We start from the raw sequence: 17,750 nt of genomic DNA on the forward strand, positions 1-17,750 counted from the left end.
GGTGCGCATGAATGCGCACCCTACAAACAGCGGGGCCCGTCACGCATCAAAGCGCACCCGACAGATCGAGCCATAGCGCGCTGCGGGTGAGCCATTTTTTTGCCGGCTAGATTTTACCGTTTTTTTCGCGTTCGGCGACTTCAGCGTTCAACTCTTCCAGCTTAGCAGACATTAATTCACGGCAGTGGGTCGCCAGTTTGCGTACCGACGTGGTTTCAAACTGCGTGGTATCCACTGGCGGCAGCATTTCCACAATCACTAAGCCATTGTTCCAGCGATTCAGTTTGATTTTGCCGTGGGTGTTAGAGACCACCACCGGGATGATCGGCACGCCCGCCGCCACCGCCGCATGGAACGCGCCGGTCTTGAACGGCAGCAGACCGCGTCCGCGGCTGCGCGTCCCTTCCGGGAACATCCAGAAGGAAATTTTCTTCTTTTTAAACTGCGCCACCAGCTCGCCGATGGTGCCGTGCGCTTTGGCGCGGTTATCGCGGTCAATCAGCAGGTTACCGGTCAGCCAGTAGAGCTGGCCGAAGAACGGGATCCACAGCAGGCTTTTCTTACCCACCGTGACCGTGGTCGGCTGCACGATATTGGCAGCGGTGATCATGTCGTAGTTGTTCTGATGGTTAGCGATGTAAATCGCGTTACCGTAGCTTTCGGCATCCGCCGGTTTACGCAGTTCGACTTTGACGCCAAACACCGTCGACAGACGACCAAACATGTGACCAAAGGTCGCCACGTGGCGCGGATTACGCGGTGAAAACAGACACCAGATGCTGCCAAACACACAAACCAGAATCGAATAAATCACAACGATTAACGTGCGTAAAATTAGTAACATAGCTTCCTCAAATGTGGCAGTCCTTCGCCTTTTCAGTCTTACTCTTCGCTATTCGCGTCACTTTTTGGCCGCGCTGGCGCATTCACTTCCACGCTATCGATCCGCTGCAGTCCGCGCGATACGCTACCGCGACGGCCGCGCTCAGCACGCACTTTCTGCAGATCTTCATCACGCATGATCAGCTTACGCTTGCCGACATAGATAGTGATGGAACTGCCCGGCGGCAGAATCAGCAGCCACTGCAGCTTGTCCACGCCCGCGGCGGCGTCCGCGGACGGAATCGAGATAATCTTGTTGCCCTTGCCTTTCGACATCTGCGGCAGATCGGCCACCGGGAACATTAGCATCCGCCCCGCCTGGGTGATGGCCAGCAGCATGTCGTCGCCAGAGTGCACCGCCAGCGGCGTCATCACTTTGGCGTTTTCCGGCAGCGTCAGCAGCGCTTTACCGGCGCGGTTGCGCGACACCAGATCGGCAAAGGTACAGATGAAGCCGTAGCCGGCATCGGAGGCCATCAGCAGCTTCTGATCGTCCGCTTCCATCAGCACCTGCTCAATCACCGCGCCCGGCGGTGGCGTCAGCTTGCCGGTGAGCGGCTCGCCCTGCCCGCGCGCCGACGGCAGCGAGGTCGGATCCAGCGTATAGCTGCGGCCGGTGGAGTCAATAAACGCCACCGGCTGGTTGCTCTTGCCGCGCGCGGCGGCACGGTAGCTGTCGCCCGCTTTGTAGCTTAATCCTGCCGGATCGATATCGTGACCTTTGGCGCTGCGCACCCAGCCCATCTGCGACAGCACAATGGTGACCGGCTCAGCGCTCACCAGCTCGTTCTCGCTCAGCGCTTTCGCTTCTTCACGTTCATGCAGCGGCGAGCGGCGATCGTCGCCGTAGGTCTGGCTGTCGGCCAGCAGTTCTTTCTTCAGCAGGTTACTCATTTTGCGATCAGAGGCGAGGATCGCCTGCAGCTGATCGCGCTCTTTTTCCAGCTCGGCCTGTTCACCGCGAATCTTCATCTCTTCCAGTTTGGCGAGATGGCGCAGTTTCAGTTCCAGAATCGCTTCGGCCTGGGTTTCGCTGATGTCAAAGCGCGACATCAGCACCGGCTTCGGCTCATCCTCGCTGCGGATGATGTGAATCACCTCATCAATGTTGAGGAACGCTACCAGCAAACCTTCGAGGATATGCAGACGACGCAGCACGCGTTCCAGACGATGATTGAGACGGCGTGTCACGGTATCGCGGCGGTACACCAGCCATTCCGAGAGGATCTCCAGCAGGTTTTTCACCGCCGGACGGTTATCCAGCCCGATCATGTTGAGGTTAACGCGGTAGCTCTTCTCCAGATCGGTGGTGGCAAACAGATGGTTCATTACCTGATCGAGATCCACCCGGTTGGAGCGCGGCACAATCACCAGCCGCGTCGGGTTTTCGTGATCCGATTCATCGCGCAGATCCTCCACCATCGGCAGCTTTTTATTACGCATCTGGCTGGCGATCTGCTCCAGCACGCGCGCGCCCGACACCTGGTGCGGCAGCGCGGTGATCACCACTTCGCCGTCCTCTTTTTTCCACACCGCACGCTGGCGGATTGAACCACGGCCGTTCTGGTAGATCTTGCGGATCTCGTCGCGCGGCGTGATGATCTCGGCTTCGGTCGGGAAGTCCGGCCCCTGCACGATCTCCAGCAGCTCATCCAGCGTGGTGTTGGGCTTGTCGATCAGGCGCACCGCGGCTTCGGCCACTTCGCGCAGGTTGTGTGGCGGAATGTCGGTCGCCATACCCACGGCGATGCCGGTGGTGCCGTTGAGCAGGATGTTCGGCAGGCGCGCCGGCAGCATTTTCGGCTCCTGCAGCGTGCCGTCGAAGTTCGGGATGTAATCCACCGTGCCCTGCCCCAGCTCGCTGAGCAGCACTTCGGCATATTTCGACAGGCGCGATTCGGTGTAACGCATCGCGGCAAAGGATTTCGGATCGTCCGGCGCGCCCCAGTTGCCCTGACCATCCACCAGCGGATAACGGTAGGAGAACGGCTGCGCCATCAGCACCATGGCTTCATAGCAGGCGCTGTCGCCGTGCGGATGGTATTTACCCAGCACGTCACCCACGGTACGCGCCGATTTCTTGAATTTTGCGCTGGCGTTAAGCCCCAGCTCGGACATGGCATAAACAATGCGGCGCTGCACCGGCTTGAGACCGTCACCGATGTACGGCAGCGCACGGTCCATGATCACGTACATGGAGTAGTTCAGGTACGCGTTTTCAGTAAACTTGTGCAGGGCAAGACGCTCTGCGCCATCCTGTGTCATTTCACTCATTAAGCTGGCATCCTCACTTCGTGGCCCGCAACGGCGGGTCATCCGGCGGTCATTTGGCGAGGATAGTACCTTATTCGCGGGATTTAGTCACAAGGAAGCCGTTGAGGACAGAAAGAATCTCCCGGCTTTAAATAACGTGACGCCGGTTGAAAAAATAAAAAGGATTGGGAGCATCATCACACTTATTTAGCACTTTATTGTGTGAGCAAACTCGCATTTAATTTCCCGTCAACGCGGTGTATTAATGCTGTCCGCCTGACGGGACAACATTTAGTATTGTTGCTGCCGCCATCCTTTCCTAAATTCATACTCCATACGACACACCTTTTTCGCGACGGCTTGCTGGCAATGAAATAAATGCCACAAGGAAAAATCCCATTAGGTTTTACCAAAATAAAGGGTGACCGAATGCAAATACTGACTTCGCGACAACACCGGTTAGTGAAATTGCTGTTGCAACAGGCGGCGCCGCAGCCGATTGGTCAGCTGGCGTTACAGCTCGGTGTCTCCGGAAAGACCATTCAGCGCGACCTGCAGTGGCTGGAGAGCTGGCTCAGCAACTGGGCGCTGACGCTGGAGAAAACCCCTGGCCGCGGTGTGCGGCTGCGGGTTGAGGATATGCAGCAGCGTTTGCAGCTGGAGCAGCAGCTGAACGGCGACGAGGCCGGCGACGCGCTCAGTCATAACAGCCGGCGGATAAAAATCGCCTCCCAGCTCCTGAGCGATGCACCGCGCGCCACGTCAATCAGCAAGCTGTCCGAGCGCTACTTTATCAGCCACGCCTCGATTGTGAACGACCTGAAAGTGATTGAAGAGTGGCTGCAGCCGCTGGGATTAACGCTGCAACGCGGCCCGGGCGGCACGCACATAGAGGGCCATGAGCAGGCGCTGCGTCAGGCGATGGTGTCGCTGATCAACGATGTGATGCAGCAACAGGTCGCCGGTACGCCGCTGCTGCCGCGGCTCGATCCCGGCAGCCAGCAGGCGCTGGTGCACTATTTTGGCGAAGAGGATGTGGCCTTTGTGCAGACGCTGCTGCAACAGATGGAGCAGCAGCTGAGTTATCCGTTGGGCGATGCCTGGTATCTCAATCTGTGCACGCACATCCTGATCATGATGCACCGCATGGCGCAGGGCAACGCGCTGGCGCTGGACATTCTCACCACCGCGCACGATCTGGATCAGTCGATTCTCACCATTGCCCGGCAGATGGTGGCGCGCATTGAGCAGCGCATCGGCTGTGCATTGCCGGCCGATGAAGTCGGTTTTATTTATCAATATATCGTCTCCTCCGGCATTGTGGTGGAAGAGCGTGGCGATCAGGTGACGCTGCATAATCAATTTTCCACTGCCGAGTCGGTTAAAATAACCTGCGAATTAATTGATCGTTTCTCGGCGTTTATTCAGCAGGACTTATCTCAGGACCGTTTATTATTTGACGGTTTACTGGTGCATATAAAGCCATTATTAAACCGGCTTAAATATCACATTCATATTCGCAATCCGCTGCTGGATGATATTAAACAGGAAATGAAAGAGATATTTTCTCTGACCCAGCAGGCAATGCAGCTGACCGCGCGCACCTTCGCCCTGTCGCCGGTGGCTGAGGATGAAATTGGTTATCTGTGCGTCCATTTCCAGGCGGCACTGGAGCGGCAGATCGCCCACAAACGCATCCTGGTGGTGTGCTCCAGCGGCGTGGGCACCTCACACCTGCTCAAGAGCCGCATTTTACGCGCCTTTCCGGACTGGGAAATTGCCGGCGTGGTGTCAGCCAGCAATCAGGCGGCGTTTTGTCAGCACCACGCGGTGGATTTGGTGATCACCACCATCCACCTCGATGCCGGTGCCATTCCGGCCGTGTATGTCAGCGCCTTTTTTAATGATGACGATATCCGGCGGGTCACTGACGCCATGATTGGCAGCCAGCTGCCCAACGGCACGCCCTGCGCGTTGGCCGCACACTGATTGAATGAGGAGCAACCATGGACATTTCCCGCATTCTGACGCCGCGCCGCGTTAACCTGGCGCTCAGCGCCACCAGTAAAGAAGAGGCGATCAACGAACTCACCGATCTGCTGGTGAGCGACGGCGCCATCAGCGATCGCGCCGCGTTTATTGCCGATGTCTGGCTGCGTGAAGCGGAAGGCTCGACCGGCTTCGAGAACCATATCGCGATTCCGCACGGCAAATCGTCGGCGGTCAGACAAACCACGCTCGCCATCGGCCGCACCCAGCAGGACATTCCGTGGGAAACGCTGGATGGCAGCCAGGTGCGCTGCATCATCCTGTTCGCCGTGCGGCTGGAAGATCAGAACACTACCCATATTCGCCTGTTGTCGCAGGTGGCCAGCGCGCTGGCCGATGATGAGGTGATAGCCCGACTGCTGGCGGAGAATGACCCCGGCAATATCATCCGGCTGTTTAGTCAGTACGCCGAAACCGACCTCTGTTAACACCCAACACCTTGAGGTGCCACATGAATATCGTCTGTGTAGCGGCCTGCACCGCAGGCATCGCGCATACCTACATTGCGCGCGAAAAACTGATTAAGGGGGCTCACGCGCTGGGCCACACCATCCACGTTGAAACCCAGGGCACCATCGGCACTGAAACGCCGCTGACGCGTGAGCAGATCGACGCCGCTGACGTGGTGATCCTTGCGGTTGACGTCAAGATCAACGGCGAAGAGCGCTTTCAGGGCAAACCCATCGTGCGAGTGAAAACCGAAGTGGTGATCAAGTCACCGGTGAAATTCCTCGAAAAAGTGGCGGATTCACTGGCGCGCGCCTGAGGAGATCGATCATGAGCGATCACAAACGTCAGTACGGCCAGGAGATCAAAGGCCATCTGCTCACCGGCATCTCATGGATGATCCCGCTGATCGTCGCCGCCGGCATCTGCATTGCGCTCGGCCAGGTGATTGGCGGACCGGACGTCGGCAAGCAGACCGGCAGCATTGCGTGGATGCTGAACCAGATCGGTGGCTGGGGCATGGGGCTGATTGTGCCGCTGATCAGCGCCGCCATCGCCTACTCCATTGCCGATCGTCCCGGCTTTGCGCCTGGCCTGATCGTCGGCTTTATCTGCGGCCAGATCGGCACCGGCTTTATCGGCGGCATTCTGGGCGGTTTCCTCGTCGGCTATACCGTGCTGCTGCTGCGCCGGGTGATCAGGCTGCCGCAGTCGATGCAGGGGCTGATGCCGATCATGGTGCTGCCGCTGCTCAGCACCATCATCGCCGGGCTGCTGATGATGACCTTTATCGGCCAGCCCATCGTCTGGCTGCAAAAAACGCTGATTGATCTGCTGGAGTCCATGCAGGGCGGCTCAAAGTTCGTGATGGGCGCCATCCTCGGCGCGATGGCCACCTTCGACTTTGGCGGGCCGATCAATAAGACCATGTCGCTGTTCGCCGACGGCATGCTGGTCGATGGCATTTACGGTCCGGAAGCGGTGAAGTTTGTCGGCTCCATCATTCCGCCGTTCGGCATCACCCTCTCTTATCTGCTGACGCGCCACAAATACACCAAAGCAGAGAAAGAGGCGCTGAAAGCCGCCTTCCCGATGGGCATCTGCATGATTACCGAAGGCGTGATTCCGATTGCGGCACGCGACCTGCTGCGCGTGGTAGCCAGCTGCGTGGTGGCCTCAGCGCTGGCCGGCGGACTGATTATGGTGTGGGGCGTGGAAGCGCCGGTGCCGCACGGTGGCATGTTTGTGGTGCCGCTGTTCACCAAACCGTGGCTGTTCTGCCTGGCGCTCGGCATCGGCACCGTGGTGTGCGGCGTGATGCTGTCGGTGATGAAAAAACCGGTCACGCAGCAGGATGAAGAGTTCGATGACGTGGAAGCGCCCGGCGTCCGCGATGAAGAGATCAAATTCACTCTGGAATAAGGAGCCCGCATGTTTGCCATGATGAATGACCTGATTCAGGCCGCCTTCCAGCACAAGTACGCGGTGCTGGCGATCAACTGCTTCAACCTCGAAACCGCCCGCGCGGCGATTCAGGCGGCGGAACAGCAGCGCGCGCCGCTGATTCTCAACGTGTATCAGGGACACAGCGCGCATTTTCCGCCAGCGGTGGCGGCGCCGCTGGTACAGGCGCTGGCGGCTCAGGCCGCGGTGCCGGTGGCGCTGGCGCTCGACCACGGCAAAGCTTTTCCGCTGATTGGTCAGGCGTTTCGCGCCGGCTTTACCGGGCTGATGATTGACGCATCGGCCGAGCCGCTGGCGGACAATATTCGTCAGACCGCAGCGGTAGTGAAGATGGCGCATACCGCTGGCGTGTGCGTTGAAGGCGAGCTGGGGCATATCGCCGATGCGCCCACATATGAACTGGCCGATGCCGCCGTGAAGATGACGCGGGTGGAAGACGTACTGCCGTTTATTGAGCAGACCGGCATCGACCTGCTGGCGATTTCGGTCGGTACCGCACACGGGCTTTATCCGCCAGGCGTAAAGCCGAAGATCGACTTCGAACGGCTGCAGCAGCTGCACGCGGTGACGACGCGGCCGCTGGCGCTGCACGGCGGCTCGGGCACCCCGGCGGAGGATATACGCCGCGTCAGCGCCTGTGGCGTCGCCAAGATCAACGTCGGCGCTGCGGTGTTCGACGCTGGTAAGCACGCGGTGCAGCAGGCGCTGCGCCAGCACCCGCAGGCTGAGCTGGCCGATGTGCTGGCGCTGATGGAGTCCGCCTGTCGCGAAGTGGCTATTGAATATCTGAGCTGGTCAGGGTCGGCAAACCGCTACTGACACCCCGATCGCGGCGCAATTTCCAACTGTTTCTTTTTATCCCTCATCGGGTCGGCGCGTGCGCCGGCTCTGGTAAAACTCACGCTAAGGAAACATAAACATGTTGATTTCAATGAAAGAGATGCTGGCCCCGACCCGTGAACATCGCTTCGCCATCGGCGCATTTAACGTCGCTGACAGCTGCTTTATCCGGGCCGTGGTGGAAGAAGCCGAAGCCACTAACACGCCCGCCATTATTTCTATCCATCCGAGCGAACTGGAATTTGTCACTGATGAATTTTTTGGCTACGTGCGCGAACGCACTCTGAAAAGCCGCGTGCCGTTTACCATTCACCTCGATCACGGCGCTTCAATTGCGCAGGTGCTGCGCGCTATTCAGTGCGGCTTTACCTCGGTGATGATTGACGGCTCGCTGCTGCCGTACGAAGAGAACGTGGCGCTGACCAAAGAGGTGGTGAAGCTGGCGCACGCGGTGGGCGTGTCGGTGGAAGGCGAGCTCGGCACCATCGGCGATACCGGCACCACGGTGGAAGGCGGCGTGAGCAAGGTGATCTACACCGAACCGGCGCAGGCGGAAGATTTTGTGCAGCGCACCGGCGTCGATACGCTGGCGGTGGCGATTGGCACCGCGCACGGTATCTATCCCAAAGATATGAAACCCGAGCTGCAGATGCACATTCTGAAGGATATCTCCCAGCGCGTAGACATTCCGCTGGTGCTGCACGGCGGTTCGGCCAATCCGGACGCGGAGATCGCCGAGGCGGTGACGCTAGGCGTGGGCAAGATCAATATCTCCAGCGACATGAAGTTTGCCTATTTCGCCCGACTGCGCGAGATCCTCGCGCGGGAGAGCTGGTGGGATCCGAATGTGATTTATCCGGACGCCATCGCCGCCGCGAAAGCGGTGATTCGCTACAAGATGAATCTGTTTGGCGGGCTGGGTAAAGCCGGGTTGTATCGTTGATTTCAAAACAATAAATAGGGCCGCTACGCAAGTGCAGGATGTCAGTTGCACATGCCGTAGCGGCGCGATTTATCGCTAACGATTACTTCACCACCCCCAGCCACTGTCTGGCGATCTGCGCATATTCGCCGGTGGCAGTGCTGAGGTGCAGCCACTGATCGACATACAGCTTCCAGCTCATATCATCACGCGGGATCATGTAAGCCTTCTCGCCATACTGCATCGGCTGCTGCGGATTGATGGCACACAGCGACGGATAGTGCTGCTGCTGGAACAGCGCTTCGGAAGCATCGGTGATCATCACGTCGGCTTTGTTATCCACCAGCTGCTGGAAAATCCCGGTGTTTTCCGCCAGCTGCAGGCTGGCCTGCGGCAGATGGCTGTGCACAAACGCTTCGTTGGTGCCACCAGCCGGCTCGATTACCCGCACCTGCGGCTGGTTGATCTGCTCAACCGTCTGGTACTTCGCTTTATCCGCGCAGCGCACCAGCGGAATCTTGCCATCGACGCCCAGCGGCTGGGCGAACCAGGCGATCTGCTGACGTTTAAGCGTCACGGAGACACCGCCCAGCGCGATATCACACTGTTTCGCTAAGAAATCCTCGCTCAGGGTTTTCCACGTGGTCGGCACCCACTCTACTTTTGCGCCGAGGCTGGCGGCCAGCGACTGCGCCATGCTGATATCCAGCCCTTCATACTGGCCGTCGCTGCGCAAAAAGGTATATGGCTTGTAATCGCCGGTGGTGCAGACCTTCAGGTTTTTGCTCTGGCGAACGTTATCAAGGTGGGATTGCGCCTGAGCCGCGCCGGCCACCAGAAGTAAGGCACTCAGTATCACAGTTTTCATGGTGTGTTCTTTTTAAGTGGATGTTGGTTTGCGTGCGGATTGTTGCATAAGTGACGGCATTATTGCTTTGAGAGCAAAAGTCTTGTGATCAATCACGCATTTTTTTGCCCCGCGCGCGCGCGTAGAGTGGGCGGCATCTATGAGAAACGGAGCGAATTATCCATGAGCAAGATTTTGATTATCGACGGCGGCAAGACCTTTGCCCATTCCAAAGGCGAGCTGAACCATACCCTGACCGAAGTGGCGGCCAGCCAGCTGCGCGATCTGGGCCATGAGGTTCAGGTGACCGTTGCTGATAGCGACTACAACGTGGCAGACGAAGTGCAGAAATACCTCGACAGCGACGTGGTGATTTATCAGATGCCGGGCTGGTGGATGGGCGAGCCGTGGACGGTGAAAAAGTACATCGATGAGGTGTTTACTCTGGGCCACGGCGCGCTGTACGCCAGCGATGGCCGTTCGCGCAGCGATGCCAGCAAAAAATACGGTTCCGGCGGCCTGATTCAGGGCAAAAAATATATGCTGTCGCTGACCTGGAACGCGCCGCTGGAAGCCTTTACCGATCCCGACCAGTTCTTCGAAGGCGTCGGCGTGGACGGCCTGTACCTGCACTTCCATAAAGCCAATCAGTTCCTCGGTATGGAAAGTCTGCCGACCTTTATCTGTAACGACGTGATTAAACAGCCGGACGTGCCGCGTGATATCGCACGTTATCGGACTCATCTCAGCCAGATCTTTGCTTAACTGTAAGCACACCGGGAAAAAACAGAAGGAAGCGTTATGTTAACTGTGGTTGCAGAAATTTGCGTTAAGCCGGGCCGCCGTCAGGAGGTGCTGGAGGCGATTAATAAACTGATCCCTGTCGTGCTGGAAGAAGAGGGTTGCCATCAGTACGATGCACTGGTCGATCACCAGGCACAGGTGCCGTGGAAGCAGAACTCGCCAGACTCGATCTTTATGCTTGAGCAGTGGGAATCGCTGCGCCATCTGGAGCAGCATCAGCAGATGCCGCACATGGATGCACACCGCGCCACCATCAAAGATGACGTGGTGGACGTGAAAATTCTGGTGCTGGAACCGACCGCCTGATTTTTCCGCTGCAGGCATAAAAAAAGCCCCGGTTTTGCGACCGGGGCTTTTATTTAGCAGCTAATCAATGATCAGTGCTGTTCGTTGTGCAGGTTCTGCACCAGCAGTTCCGCATCACCGTTGCTGTAGACGTTGTACTCGGTGCCGCCGACGGTGACGGTACCTGTCGCCTGCTGCCAGGAGCTGGCATCTTCACCGGCTGGCAGGATGTCTTCCAGCGTCAGCGCCTCGCCCTGTTTAGCGTTCACTACCAGCTGTGACTTGCCGTTGTCGATAAACAGTGAATCCTGACCCTGCGTCATGATGTCGTTCAGCGACATGCTCATCAGCCCTTCTACATCCGTAGCACCCGCAGCGAAGATCGAGTTGATTTCTGGCGGCGGCGGCGGGGTGACGTCGACGTTGGTCTTAACGGTATGGTCGATGACCAGTTCGTTTCCGGCTGCATCGCGAACCGTGACGTTAAAGGCATAATCTCCTTCTGCCAGTTTGTCTGACTCATAGCGCCACACGCCGTTTTCTACCACGGTAGAACCGATCAGCTGGGTACGCGCTTCGTCGCCCCAAATCATCACGATAGTACCGTCTTCTGAGCCCTTACCTCTGAAGATCAGGGTGTCATCGTTGGTGTCCGGGCGCACCGGGATTTCAGTGCCGGTTTTATCTGCAAACACGCCTTCAAAGTTAGCACCTGCGCCACCTTCAACCGGCTCAGGAATGGTGGTATCAACTTCGAAGTTAATGGCGGCCTCTTTATCACCTTTCACACCGGATTTGCTCACCGGCTGTACTTCAACTTTGTGGTTACCCTCACCCAGCGCTGGCAGCTCATAGCTCCACTCGCCGTTTACGACGCCAACCACGACAGGTTCCCGATCGTCGATGTAGATGATGACCTGCGACAGATCCGGTGACGTGCCCTTCAGCGTTGGCTGTTTGTCATCGGTGACCGTGCCATTTTCGATCTCACCCTGGATAGGACCGACGTTATCCTCCAGTATGTACGAACCTTCCATTGAGCCTGGTTTTTTGGTGTCGATGATCAGATCGATAGGATCGGATGGCTGCGATTCGTTACCGGCCGGATCGGTGATCTCGATGATAACCTGATAGTTACCGTCATCGATTGGGTTCTCAGGTTTCACTTCCCACTTGCCGTCTTCGCCCACGATACCGGTACCAATCACCACCGGATTACCTTTACCGTCATCAATGATGACTTCCACTTTGTCGCCAGGGGTACCGCCTTCGCCGCCGAAACCTGGACGGTTGTCATCAATTGGCTTACCTGGTTCAACCGGACCGGTGTTGTCACCTTCGTTATCGACAATCGTTGGTGGTTGCGGCTGATCCGGAGGCGTAATATCGATAATCACGTTAATTGGATCTGAGGTCGGTGACTCTTTGCCGGTGGATGGATCTTTAGCGATCAGTTCAATATCGTGTGAACCTTCCGCCAGCTCTGGCAATTCAATTTCCCATTTACCATCTTTAACGACAGTTGAAGCCACCGGCTCTTTTTCGCCGTCAACAATTACATAGATGATGTCGCCGTCGTTGCCTTCACCGCGCAGCACTGGCGTGGTGTCGTTAGTGGAATCGCCTGGCTGCAGAACACGCTCTTCATCACCGTTGTTGGCGACCATCTCATCCACCACCGGTGCCGGCAGGATGTTGCTGTCGATAACCAGTTTGAACGGATCGGTTTTCTCAGAAACGGTGCCGCCTTTGCTGATGGAATCCACAACCAGCGAGTGCTCACCTTCACCCAGCTCAACGTCCAGTTTCCACTCACCGCGATTGTCCGCCTTGGTAGAACCGATCAGTTTGTCGCCGTCCCATACGCGCACAATCACGCCAGCATCTGCTTTACCCGACAGGGTTGGGGTTTTGTCATCGGTGATGTCACCTGACTTCAGCGGACCGGTAACGCGTCCTTCGTCATCCAACACCTCACTCAGTGATGGCGTGCCCGGCACAGAGGTATCCAGCGTCAGCGCGAAGTTGTCAGAACGCGGGCTCTCGGCGCCGAAGCGGTCAGTGTAGCTGGCGCTAAACACGTGGGTGCCGTCGGTGGTCAGTTCCGGCGTGAAGCTCCAGCGGCCATCGGAACCGGCTTTTACGCTGCCAATCACGTTGGAGCGAATATCGTAGATTTTTACCAGACTGTCCGGCTGAGCAACACCGTACAGAGTTGGGGTTTTGTCATTGGTGTAGTTGCCCGGCGTCAGATAGGTATCCGCGCTGCCTTCATTATCAATCACGCGCATAATCTGCGGCGCTTCTGGTGCAGAGGTGTCGATATTGCGGATAAGCTGAGTTGATGGTCCCCAGTTACCCGCACGGTCCAGATAACGAATGCCGGCAACGTGCAAACCCTCTTTCATTTCCGGCGAGTCAAACTGCCATTTGCCGCTGCCATCAGCACGGGTGGTGTAAACGGTTTCATCAATAACGATCTGTACTAATGCATTGGGTTCAGCATTATCAGCACTCAACGAAATAATGTTTTTATTGATGGTTTTAATGGGTTTACCCGGAAACGGAACCGCGTCCATAGTGGTTGATTCTGCTGGCGTTACAGATACCGCTTCGTTAACCGCCTGAGTGACCACACCGTCAGCAATCGTCAGGTTGAAAGCATCAGAGATCGGGCTTTCATGACCAACCGTATCCTTCGCCATCACGGTCAGTTGGTGCTCGCCGTCTGCCAGCTCCGGCGTGATGCTCCATGCGCCCATTTTGTCTGCTACCACTGAGCCGATCTCTTTACCGTTATCGTACAGGGTAACAATGGTGCCAGGCTCTGCCACACCAGCCAGCGCCGGCGTTTTATCGCTGGTGGCTTCACCCGGCGTCAGGTAGTGATCTTCCGCCGCAGCGTCATCAATCACGCGCCAGATTTCCGGTTTTGCCGGAGGCGTCGTATCCATATCAAGAATGAAGATACGCGGTGGGCTCGGGTTAGTCGCTTTATCAATCGATACCAGCTGAATGACATGGGTGCCGTCTAACCAGCTGGTTTTCGGGTCGAATGACCATTTACCGTCCTCGCTGATATCAACCATGTGCACTTCACCATCGATTGTAATCTCCAGCTTGCCGCCGTTGGCACCTGCTACGCTCTTATCAATCCATTTATAAAACTGATCTTTGGTCGAGATAACGGTCGCGTTATCTGCTGCTGTAATATTAGCCATGATGTGTATTCCTTTTACGTTAAATAATGTTTCGGGATTTCCAGCCGAATACAGGTTTAATTTCGCTCTTTATGCCTGAAGACAATACGAGAAACGTCTTAATCGATTAAGTTATATGAACCCTTAATAACTTTATCGAGGCACAGCGCCTCACACCTCATCAATATGAGATGTGAGAATGCGCTGCTAAAATAATTAAATCAGATTACTTGTTTTCAACGCTGATAATAACCCGGCGCTCGCTGGCATAGCATGCTTTCTGCTCCTGCAGGCTGCCTGAACAGTTAGTATCAACCTGAGACTCACCCATGCTCTGCGCGGTGATATTGGCCGCATTCATTCCCTGAGCAATCAGCAGTGCTTTCACCGCCTCAGCGCGACGCTGGCCCAGCGCCATATTGCTGCTGTCGCTGCCAATCGGATCGGTAAAGCCGGTGACGATGATGTGGCGTTGAGCGGCATTTTCCTTTTTCAGCATGCCGGCAAAGCTGCTGAGTGCTTCGCGCCCCTGTGCAGAAATGTCGTTGCTGTTGGCACTGCCAAAACGGAACAGCAGGTCGGATGAAAACGCATAGTTATCATAAGATTCAGTCGTTCCTTCCTGACAGCGCTGTACCGACGATGCGCGCGACAGCAGATGAGCCTGCCGTTTGGTGCTCAGTAACTCCTGCTGCGCCTGCTGCTGGCTGACCACCAGCGGACGACCGCTATCATCGAGGTTAGCACGAATATAGTAGGTTTTACCGGCAGCCAGTTTATCAGTCCACGATTGCGCGCGTTTACCCTGATAATCTGGCGCATCGTTGACATAACTGCCCAGCGAATGCGTTCCCGGCGCAACACAAAACACCGTATAGCCACCGGCCAGTAACGACGTCTGAAATTCACCGTCAACATAAATATTCGCCGGTTTTTCCCCGGTTAATGAATCCGGACGATAATAAACCACCCGCGCCTGCTCTGCCGATACCGGCGATAAACTGCGCCATGCGGCACCAAATGAATTTTGCGCCTGGGTTGAAAAAGTCGTGAATACTGGCGCACACACCAGTGAAGCTAAAAGTAATTTTTTTGCAATTTTCATTTAAGTTTCACAGGTGCAATAAATTGCACCTGTATGCTCCAGATAAATTAGAATTGTTCGATTTCGTTCTGTAAGAACAGCGCATCTGATTGGGAATTATTTTCAGCTATCACACCACTCTGGCTTTCCTGATTATTCCAGTCATTAAACGCATCGTTATTAAGCTGCAGTAATTCCGCATTAATCGGCTGCGGCTGATCGTCGGCCTCATTGAACAGTTCATGATTGTCCAGGGAAAGCAGAGCGGAAATATCAAGACCGGCCAGCTCAAGCGCATTAATCTCCGGCGGCGGCGGTGGAATGGTGTCGACTTCCACTTCATAAATGTCCGTTTTGCCGGTCACTTCGCCATCGCTGGAGAACACGCCGCGCAGCTGATAAACATCATCCGCCAGATCCGTCGTCGTCAGCTCCCATTTGCCGTCAGCCCCAATCGTGGTAGTGAAGCTGTAGCTGTTCTCGAGACCGACAATATAGATGGTTACCAGTTCACCCGGCACGCCTTTACCGGCGACAATGATGCTCGGATCGTTCATCGCGCCGCCGTTTTCGATTGGCGTACGCACGCCGGCGTCGTTATTGTCTTTAAAGATATGCTCAATCATGCCAGAAACCGGAACGTCCGGATCGGGCAGGCCGTCAACAGGCTCAGGATCGACCGGCACTTGCGTGTCGCCTTCAAACCCAATCGTGACCTTTTCAGAGGCCGGCGATTCGTTACCCGCCGGATCGCGCACCACGATTTCCAGTTCGTGCTCGCCCGGTTGCAGGTTATTCTCTGGCGTGAACGTCCACTTGCCATCTTCCACAATCACCGAGCCAATTGGCTTACCGTTGTCGATAATCACCACGATATCGCCGTTGTTGCCGCTGCCTTCCAGCGTCGGACGCAGATCTTTTGTGGTGGAACCGTCTTCCAGCGGATTACCTTCGCTGTCTTTGATGACGCCAATGCCCGGATTTTCCGGCGCCACGGTATCCACATCAACGATGAACGGATCGGATGGCAGTGATTTGTTACCCACCTGATCGACAACCACGATGCTCAGCTCGTGTCGCCCATCCTGCAGCGCCGGAGCCGTAAAGGTCCAGTTGCCTTCTGCGTCCACCTTTGCGGTGCCCAGCTTCACGCCATCGTTCCAGATTTCTACCGTCGAGCCCGCTTCAGCTTTACCGGTCAGCGTTGGCGTATTGTCTTTCGTCACGCCGCCTTTTTCGATCAGCATCGGCGGATCCTGCATATCGTCCATCACGCTGCCGATGGTGCCTTTGGCTGGCGCCGTCAGATCGATGATGAATTCCCACGGATCGCTCTCTTCACCTACCACGCCATCGGCGTTACGCTCGGCGGTAACGATGCTGTGATTGCCTGCAGCCAGCGGTTTTTCCGGCGTAAAGGTCCAGTTACCCTCGTCATCCACCAGCACTTCACCCAGCAGCGTCTCACCATCCCATATTTCAATGGTATTGCCCGGCGTACCGGTGCCGTTGAAGGTGGGCATGGTGTCGTCGGTGCGGCCGCCGTTAGCTACCGAACCGGTCACGTCGCCGATATCATCAATCACATTGCTGATGGTGGGCTTGCTGATATCGCCGCCGCCGCTGCCGCCGCCGCCTTCACCTTTGCCGCTGTTGCTGCCGTCGTTACTGTCGTAATGGTGTTTCGCCGCGACATAGCCGAGGCCCGCTGCTGCTGCAATAGCCGCCAGACCGCCGAGCGCAATCAGCGCCGGCGACCATTCAAAGCCGCTGGCCAGTGCGTAACCGGAATTATCATCAACGCTGCCTTCACCCAGCGCCAGCGCGGTAGTTTCGCCGTCGGCCAGCGCGGCCGCTTCGTGGTCGGCATTGCCGTCCGTCGCGACGTAAGCGTGCATTTCGCCGTCTTCCGCTTTACCCACTAAGGTGCCGGATTTAGCGAAGAAATCTTCGATAATCAGATCCGGTTTGCTGGCGTCTGAGCCTTCCAGCATCACCAGCAGGTTTTTCCCCACGCGTTTAACGGTGATGTTTTCAGGCGCGGTGCCGTCCTGATTCTGCGTCAGCAGATATTTACCGTTGGTAATTGCCTGAATCTTCACTGCTTTGCCATCTTTACCGGCGCGCAGCACTTCCGCTTTGGTTATGGTTTTCTTATCGATAACCGCCACACTTACGGGTGAAACGTTCATGATTCTTCCTTCCGTCGATTAATTTTGACTGCGCGTTTGCAGGCAAGCGCCGCAATCTCCCTGGCTCTGCCCTTGGGTGGGCTCAAAGTTGCGACATAATCCGGAAAGAGATAAATCCGAGACATAAGAAATGTCCCGTTAGGAAAAAATTCTTAAATGGGGGCCGAAAGATAGCTAAACCTTTAACCGATTGAATTAAAGCGTTTTTATCGATGAGGGCAGAACATAACAGGAAAGGTTATTCAGACAGAACCGGACTATAACAGATGATTTTCCTGAATTTTTTCCCGTAAAAAATCCAGAAAACAGGTGATACGGGAACTGAGCGACTGGTTGCGATAGTACACCGCGTGAATCGGCAGGCGCAGTTCGCGCGTGTCATTTTCCAGCACCTGTACCAGTCGGCCGCTGGCGCGATCCTCGCGGCTGACAAAATCCGATAGCCGCACAATGCCCTGGCCGGCCAGCGCCAGCTGGCGCA

General features: G+C 56.3%; 15 protein-coding genes. 8 read left to right on the forward strand and 7 right to left on the reverse strand.

The features are described from left to right. Positions 1–106 precede the first annotated feature (106 nt). Both ERD80_RS15010 and parC read right to left on the reverse strand, forming a co-directional pair. Positions 107–844, reverse strand: a complete 738-nt coding sequence (locus ERD80_RS15010; protein WP_058759788.1) for a 1-acylglycerol-3-phosphate O-acyltransferase — start codon at positions 842–844, stop codon at positions 107–109. Positions 845–882: 38 nt separating this feature from the next. After that, the gene (gene parC, locus ERD80_RS15015) at positions 883–3,156 is read right to left on the reverse strand and encodes a DNA topoisomerase IV subunit A (protein WP_021509596.1); all 2,274 of its coding nucleotides are present in this window, start codon (positions 3,154–3,156) and stop codon (positions 883–885) included. A 408-nt stretch (positions 3,157–3,564) separates the two neighbouring features. On the opposite strand from parC, the gene ERD80_RS15020 reads away from it, so the two are divergent. From ERD80_RS15020 to ERD80_RS15045, 6 genes are all read left to right on the forward strand, one after another. Further along, complete coding sequence (locus ERD80_RS15020) at positions 3,565–5,124, forward strand: PRD domain-containing protein (protein ID WP_058776535.1); 1,560 nt, start codon at positions 3,565–3,567, stop codon at positions 5,122–5,124. 17 nt (positions 5,125–5,141) lie between these two features. Then, complete coding sequence (locus ERD80_RS15025) at positions 5,142–5,612, forward strand: fructose PTS transporter subunit IIA (protein ID WP_058771379.1); 471 nt, start codon at positions 5,142–5,144, stop codon at positions 5,610–5,612. 23 nt (positions 5,613–5,635) lie between these two features. Continuing rightward, positions 5,636–5,950 carry a fructose PTS transporter subunit IIB gene (locus ERD80_RS15030; RefSeq protein ID WP_021313325.1) on the forward strand — a complete coding sequence of 105 codons (315 nt, stop codon included), beginning with the start codon at positions 5,636–5,638 and terminating at the stop codon, positions 5,948–5,950. A gap of 11 nt (positions 5,951–5,961) precedes the next feature. Beyond that, the gene (locus tag ERD80_RS15035) at positions 5,962–7,053 is read left to right on the forward strand and encodes a PTS fructose transporter subunit IIC (protein ID WP_058776533.1); all 1,092 of its coding nucleotides are present in this window, start codon (positions 5,962–5,964) and stop codon (positions 7,051–7,053) included. A 9-nt stretch (positions 7,054–7,062) separates the two neighbouring features. Continuing rightward, the gene (locus ERD80_RS15040; RefSeq protein WP_136547448.1) at positions 7,063–7,914 is read left to right on the forward strand and encodes a class II fructose-bisphosphate aldolase; all 852 of its coding nucleotides are present in this window, start codon (positions 7,063–7,065) and stop codon (positions 7,912–7,914) included. A gap of 100 nt (positions 7,915–8,014) precedes the next feature. Further along, complete coding sequence (locus tag ERD80_RS15045; RefSeq protein ID WP_021509600.1) at positions 8,015–8,878, forward strand: ketose-bisphosphate aldolase; 864 nt, start codon at positions 8,015–8,017, stop codon at positions 8,876–8,878. 82 nt (positions 8,879–8,960) lie between these two features. Here the strand turns inward: ERD80_RS15045 and ERD80_RS15050 are convergent, their stop codons facing one another. Next, the gene (locus tag ERD80_RS15050) at positions 8,961–9,725 is read right to left on the reverse strand and encodes a transporter substrate-binding domain-containing protein (protein ID WP_136547450.1); all 765 of its coding nucleotides are present in this window, start codon (positions 9,723–9,725) and stop codon (positions 8,961–8,963) included. A gap of 162 nt (positions 9,726–9,887) precedes the next feature. On the opposite strand from ERD80_RS15050, the gene ERD80_RS15055 reads away from it, so the two are divergent. After that, complete coding sequence (locus ERD80_RS15055) at positions 9,888–10,469, forward strand: NAD(P)H-dependent oxidoreductase (protein WP_010618479.1); 582 nt, start codon at positions 9,888–9,890, stop codon at positions 10,467–10,469. A gap of 36 nt (positions 10,470–10,505) precedes the next feature. Next, the gene (locus ERD80_RS15060; RefSeq protein WP_058759782.1) at positions 10,506–10,814 is read left to right on the forward strand and encodes a putative quinol monooxygenase; all 309 of its coding nucleotides are present in this window, start codon (positions 10,506–10,508) and stop codon (positions 10,812–10,814) included. Positions 10,815–10,885: 71 nt separating this feature from the next. On the opposite strand, the gene ERD80_RS15065 is transcribed toward ERD80_RS15060, so the two are convergent. The 4 genes from ERD80_RS15065 to ERD80_RS15080 all read right to left on the reverse strand — a co-directional run. Beyond that, complete coding sequence (locus tag ERD80_RS15065; protein ID WP_136547452.1) at positions 10,886–14,014, reverse strand: Ig-like domain-containing protein; 3,129 nt, start codon at positions 14,012–14,014, stop codon at positions 10,886–10,888. Between the two features lie 205 nt (positions 14,015–14,219). Further along, a complete protein-coding gene (locus tag ERD80_RS15070) occupies positions 14,220–15,098 on the reverse strand; it encodes an OmpA family protein (protein ID WP_136547454.1) in 879 nt (292 codons plus the stop codon). 47 nt (positions 15,099–15,145) lie between these two features. After that, the gene (locus ERD80_RS15075) at positions 15,146–17,269 is read right to left on the reverse strand and encodes an Ig-like domain-containing protein (RefSeq protein WP_136547455.1); all 2,124 of its coding nucleotides are present in this window, start codon (positions 17,267–17,269) and stop codon (positions 15,146–15,148) included. A 257-nt stretch (positions 17,270–17,526) separates the two neighbouring features. After that, positions 17,527–17,750: LysR substrate-binding domain-containing protein (locus ERD80_RS15080; protein ID WP_248295861.1), on the reverse strand; the 224-nt coding region annotated here is incomplete at its 5' end.

The sequence above is a fragment of the Pantoea sp. R102 genome, assembly GCF_004916815.1.
In the GTDB taxonomy this organism is placed as follows: domain Bacteria; phylum Pseudomonadota; class Gammaproteobacteria; order Enterobacterales; family Enterobacteriaceae; genus Pantoea; species Pantoea dispersa.

Excerpts from the sequence above, each read along its gene's own strand:
- ERD80_RS15075 (WP_136547455.1), bottom strand. The coding sequence starts at position 17,269 with ATGAACGTTTCACCCGTAAGTGTGGCGGTTATCGATAAGAAAACCATA.
- ERD80_RS15020 (WP_058776535.1), top strand. The coding sequence starts at position 3,565 with ATGCAAATACTGACTTCGCGACAACACCGGTTAGTGAAATTGCTGTTG.
- ERD80_RS15060 (WP_058759782.1), top strand. The coding sequence starts at position 10,506 with ATGTTAACTGTGGTTGCAGAAATTTGCGTTAAGCCGGGCCGCCGTCAG.
- ERD80_RS15035 (WP_058776533.1), top strand. The coding sequence starts at position 5,962 with ATGAGCGATCACAAACGTCAGTACGGCCAGGAGATCAAAGGCCATCTG.
- ERD80_RS15070 (WP_136547454.1), bottom strand. The coding sequence starts at position 15,098 with ATGAAAATTGCAAAAAAATTACTTTTAGCTTCACTGGTGTGTGCGCCA.
- ERD80_RS15065 (WP_136547452.1), bottom strand. The coding sequence starts at position 14,014 with ATGGCTAATATTACAGCAGCAGATAACGCGACCGTTATCTCGACCAAA.
- ERD80_RS15055 (WP_010618479.1), top strand. The coding sequence starts at position 9,888 with ATGAGCAAGATTTTGATTATCGACGGCGGCAAGACCTTTGCCCATTCC.
- ERD80_RS15050 (WP_136547450.1), bottom strand. The coding sequence starts at position 9,725 with ATGAAAACTGTGATACTGAGTGCCTTACTTCTGGTGGCCGGCGCGGCT.
- ERD80_RS15030 (WP_021313325.1), top strand. The coding sequence starts at position 5,636 with ATGAATATCGTCTGTGTAGCGGCCTGCACCGCAGGCATCGCGCATACC.
- ERD80_RS15040 (WP_136547448.1), top strand. The coding sequence starts at position 7,063 with ATGTTTGCCATGATGAATGACCTGATTCAGGCCGCCTTCCAGCACAAG.
- parC (WP_021509596.1), bottom strand. The coding sequence starts at position 3,156 with ATGAGTGAAATGACACAGGATGGCGCAGAGCGTCTTGCCCTGCACAAG.
- ERD80_RS15010 (WP_058759788.1), bottom strand. The coding sequence starts at position 844 with ATGTTACTAATTTTACGCACGTTAATCGTTGTGATTTATTCGATTCTG.
- ERD80_RS15045 (WP_021509600.1), top strand. The coding sequence starts at position 8,015 with ATGTTGATTTCAATGAAAGAGATGCTGGCCCCGACCCGTGAACATCGC.
- ERD80_RS15025 (WP_058771379.1), top strand. The coding sequence starts at position 5,142 with ATGGACATTTCCCGCATTCTGACGCCGCGCCGCGTTAACCTGGCGCTC.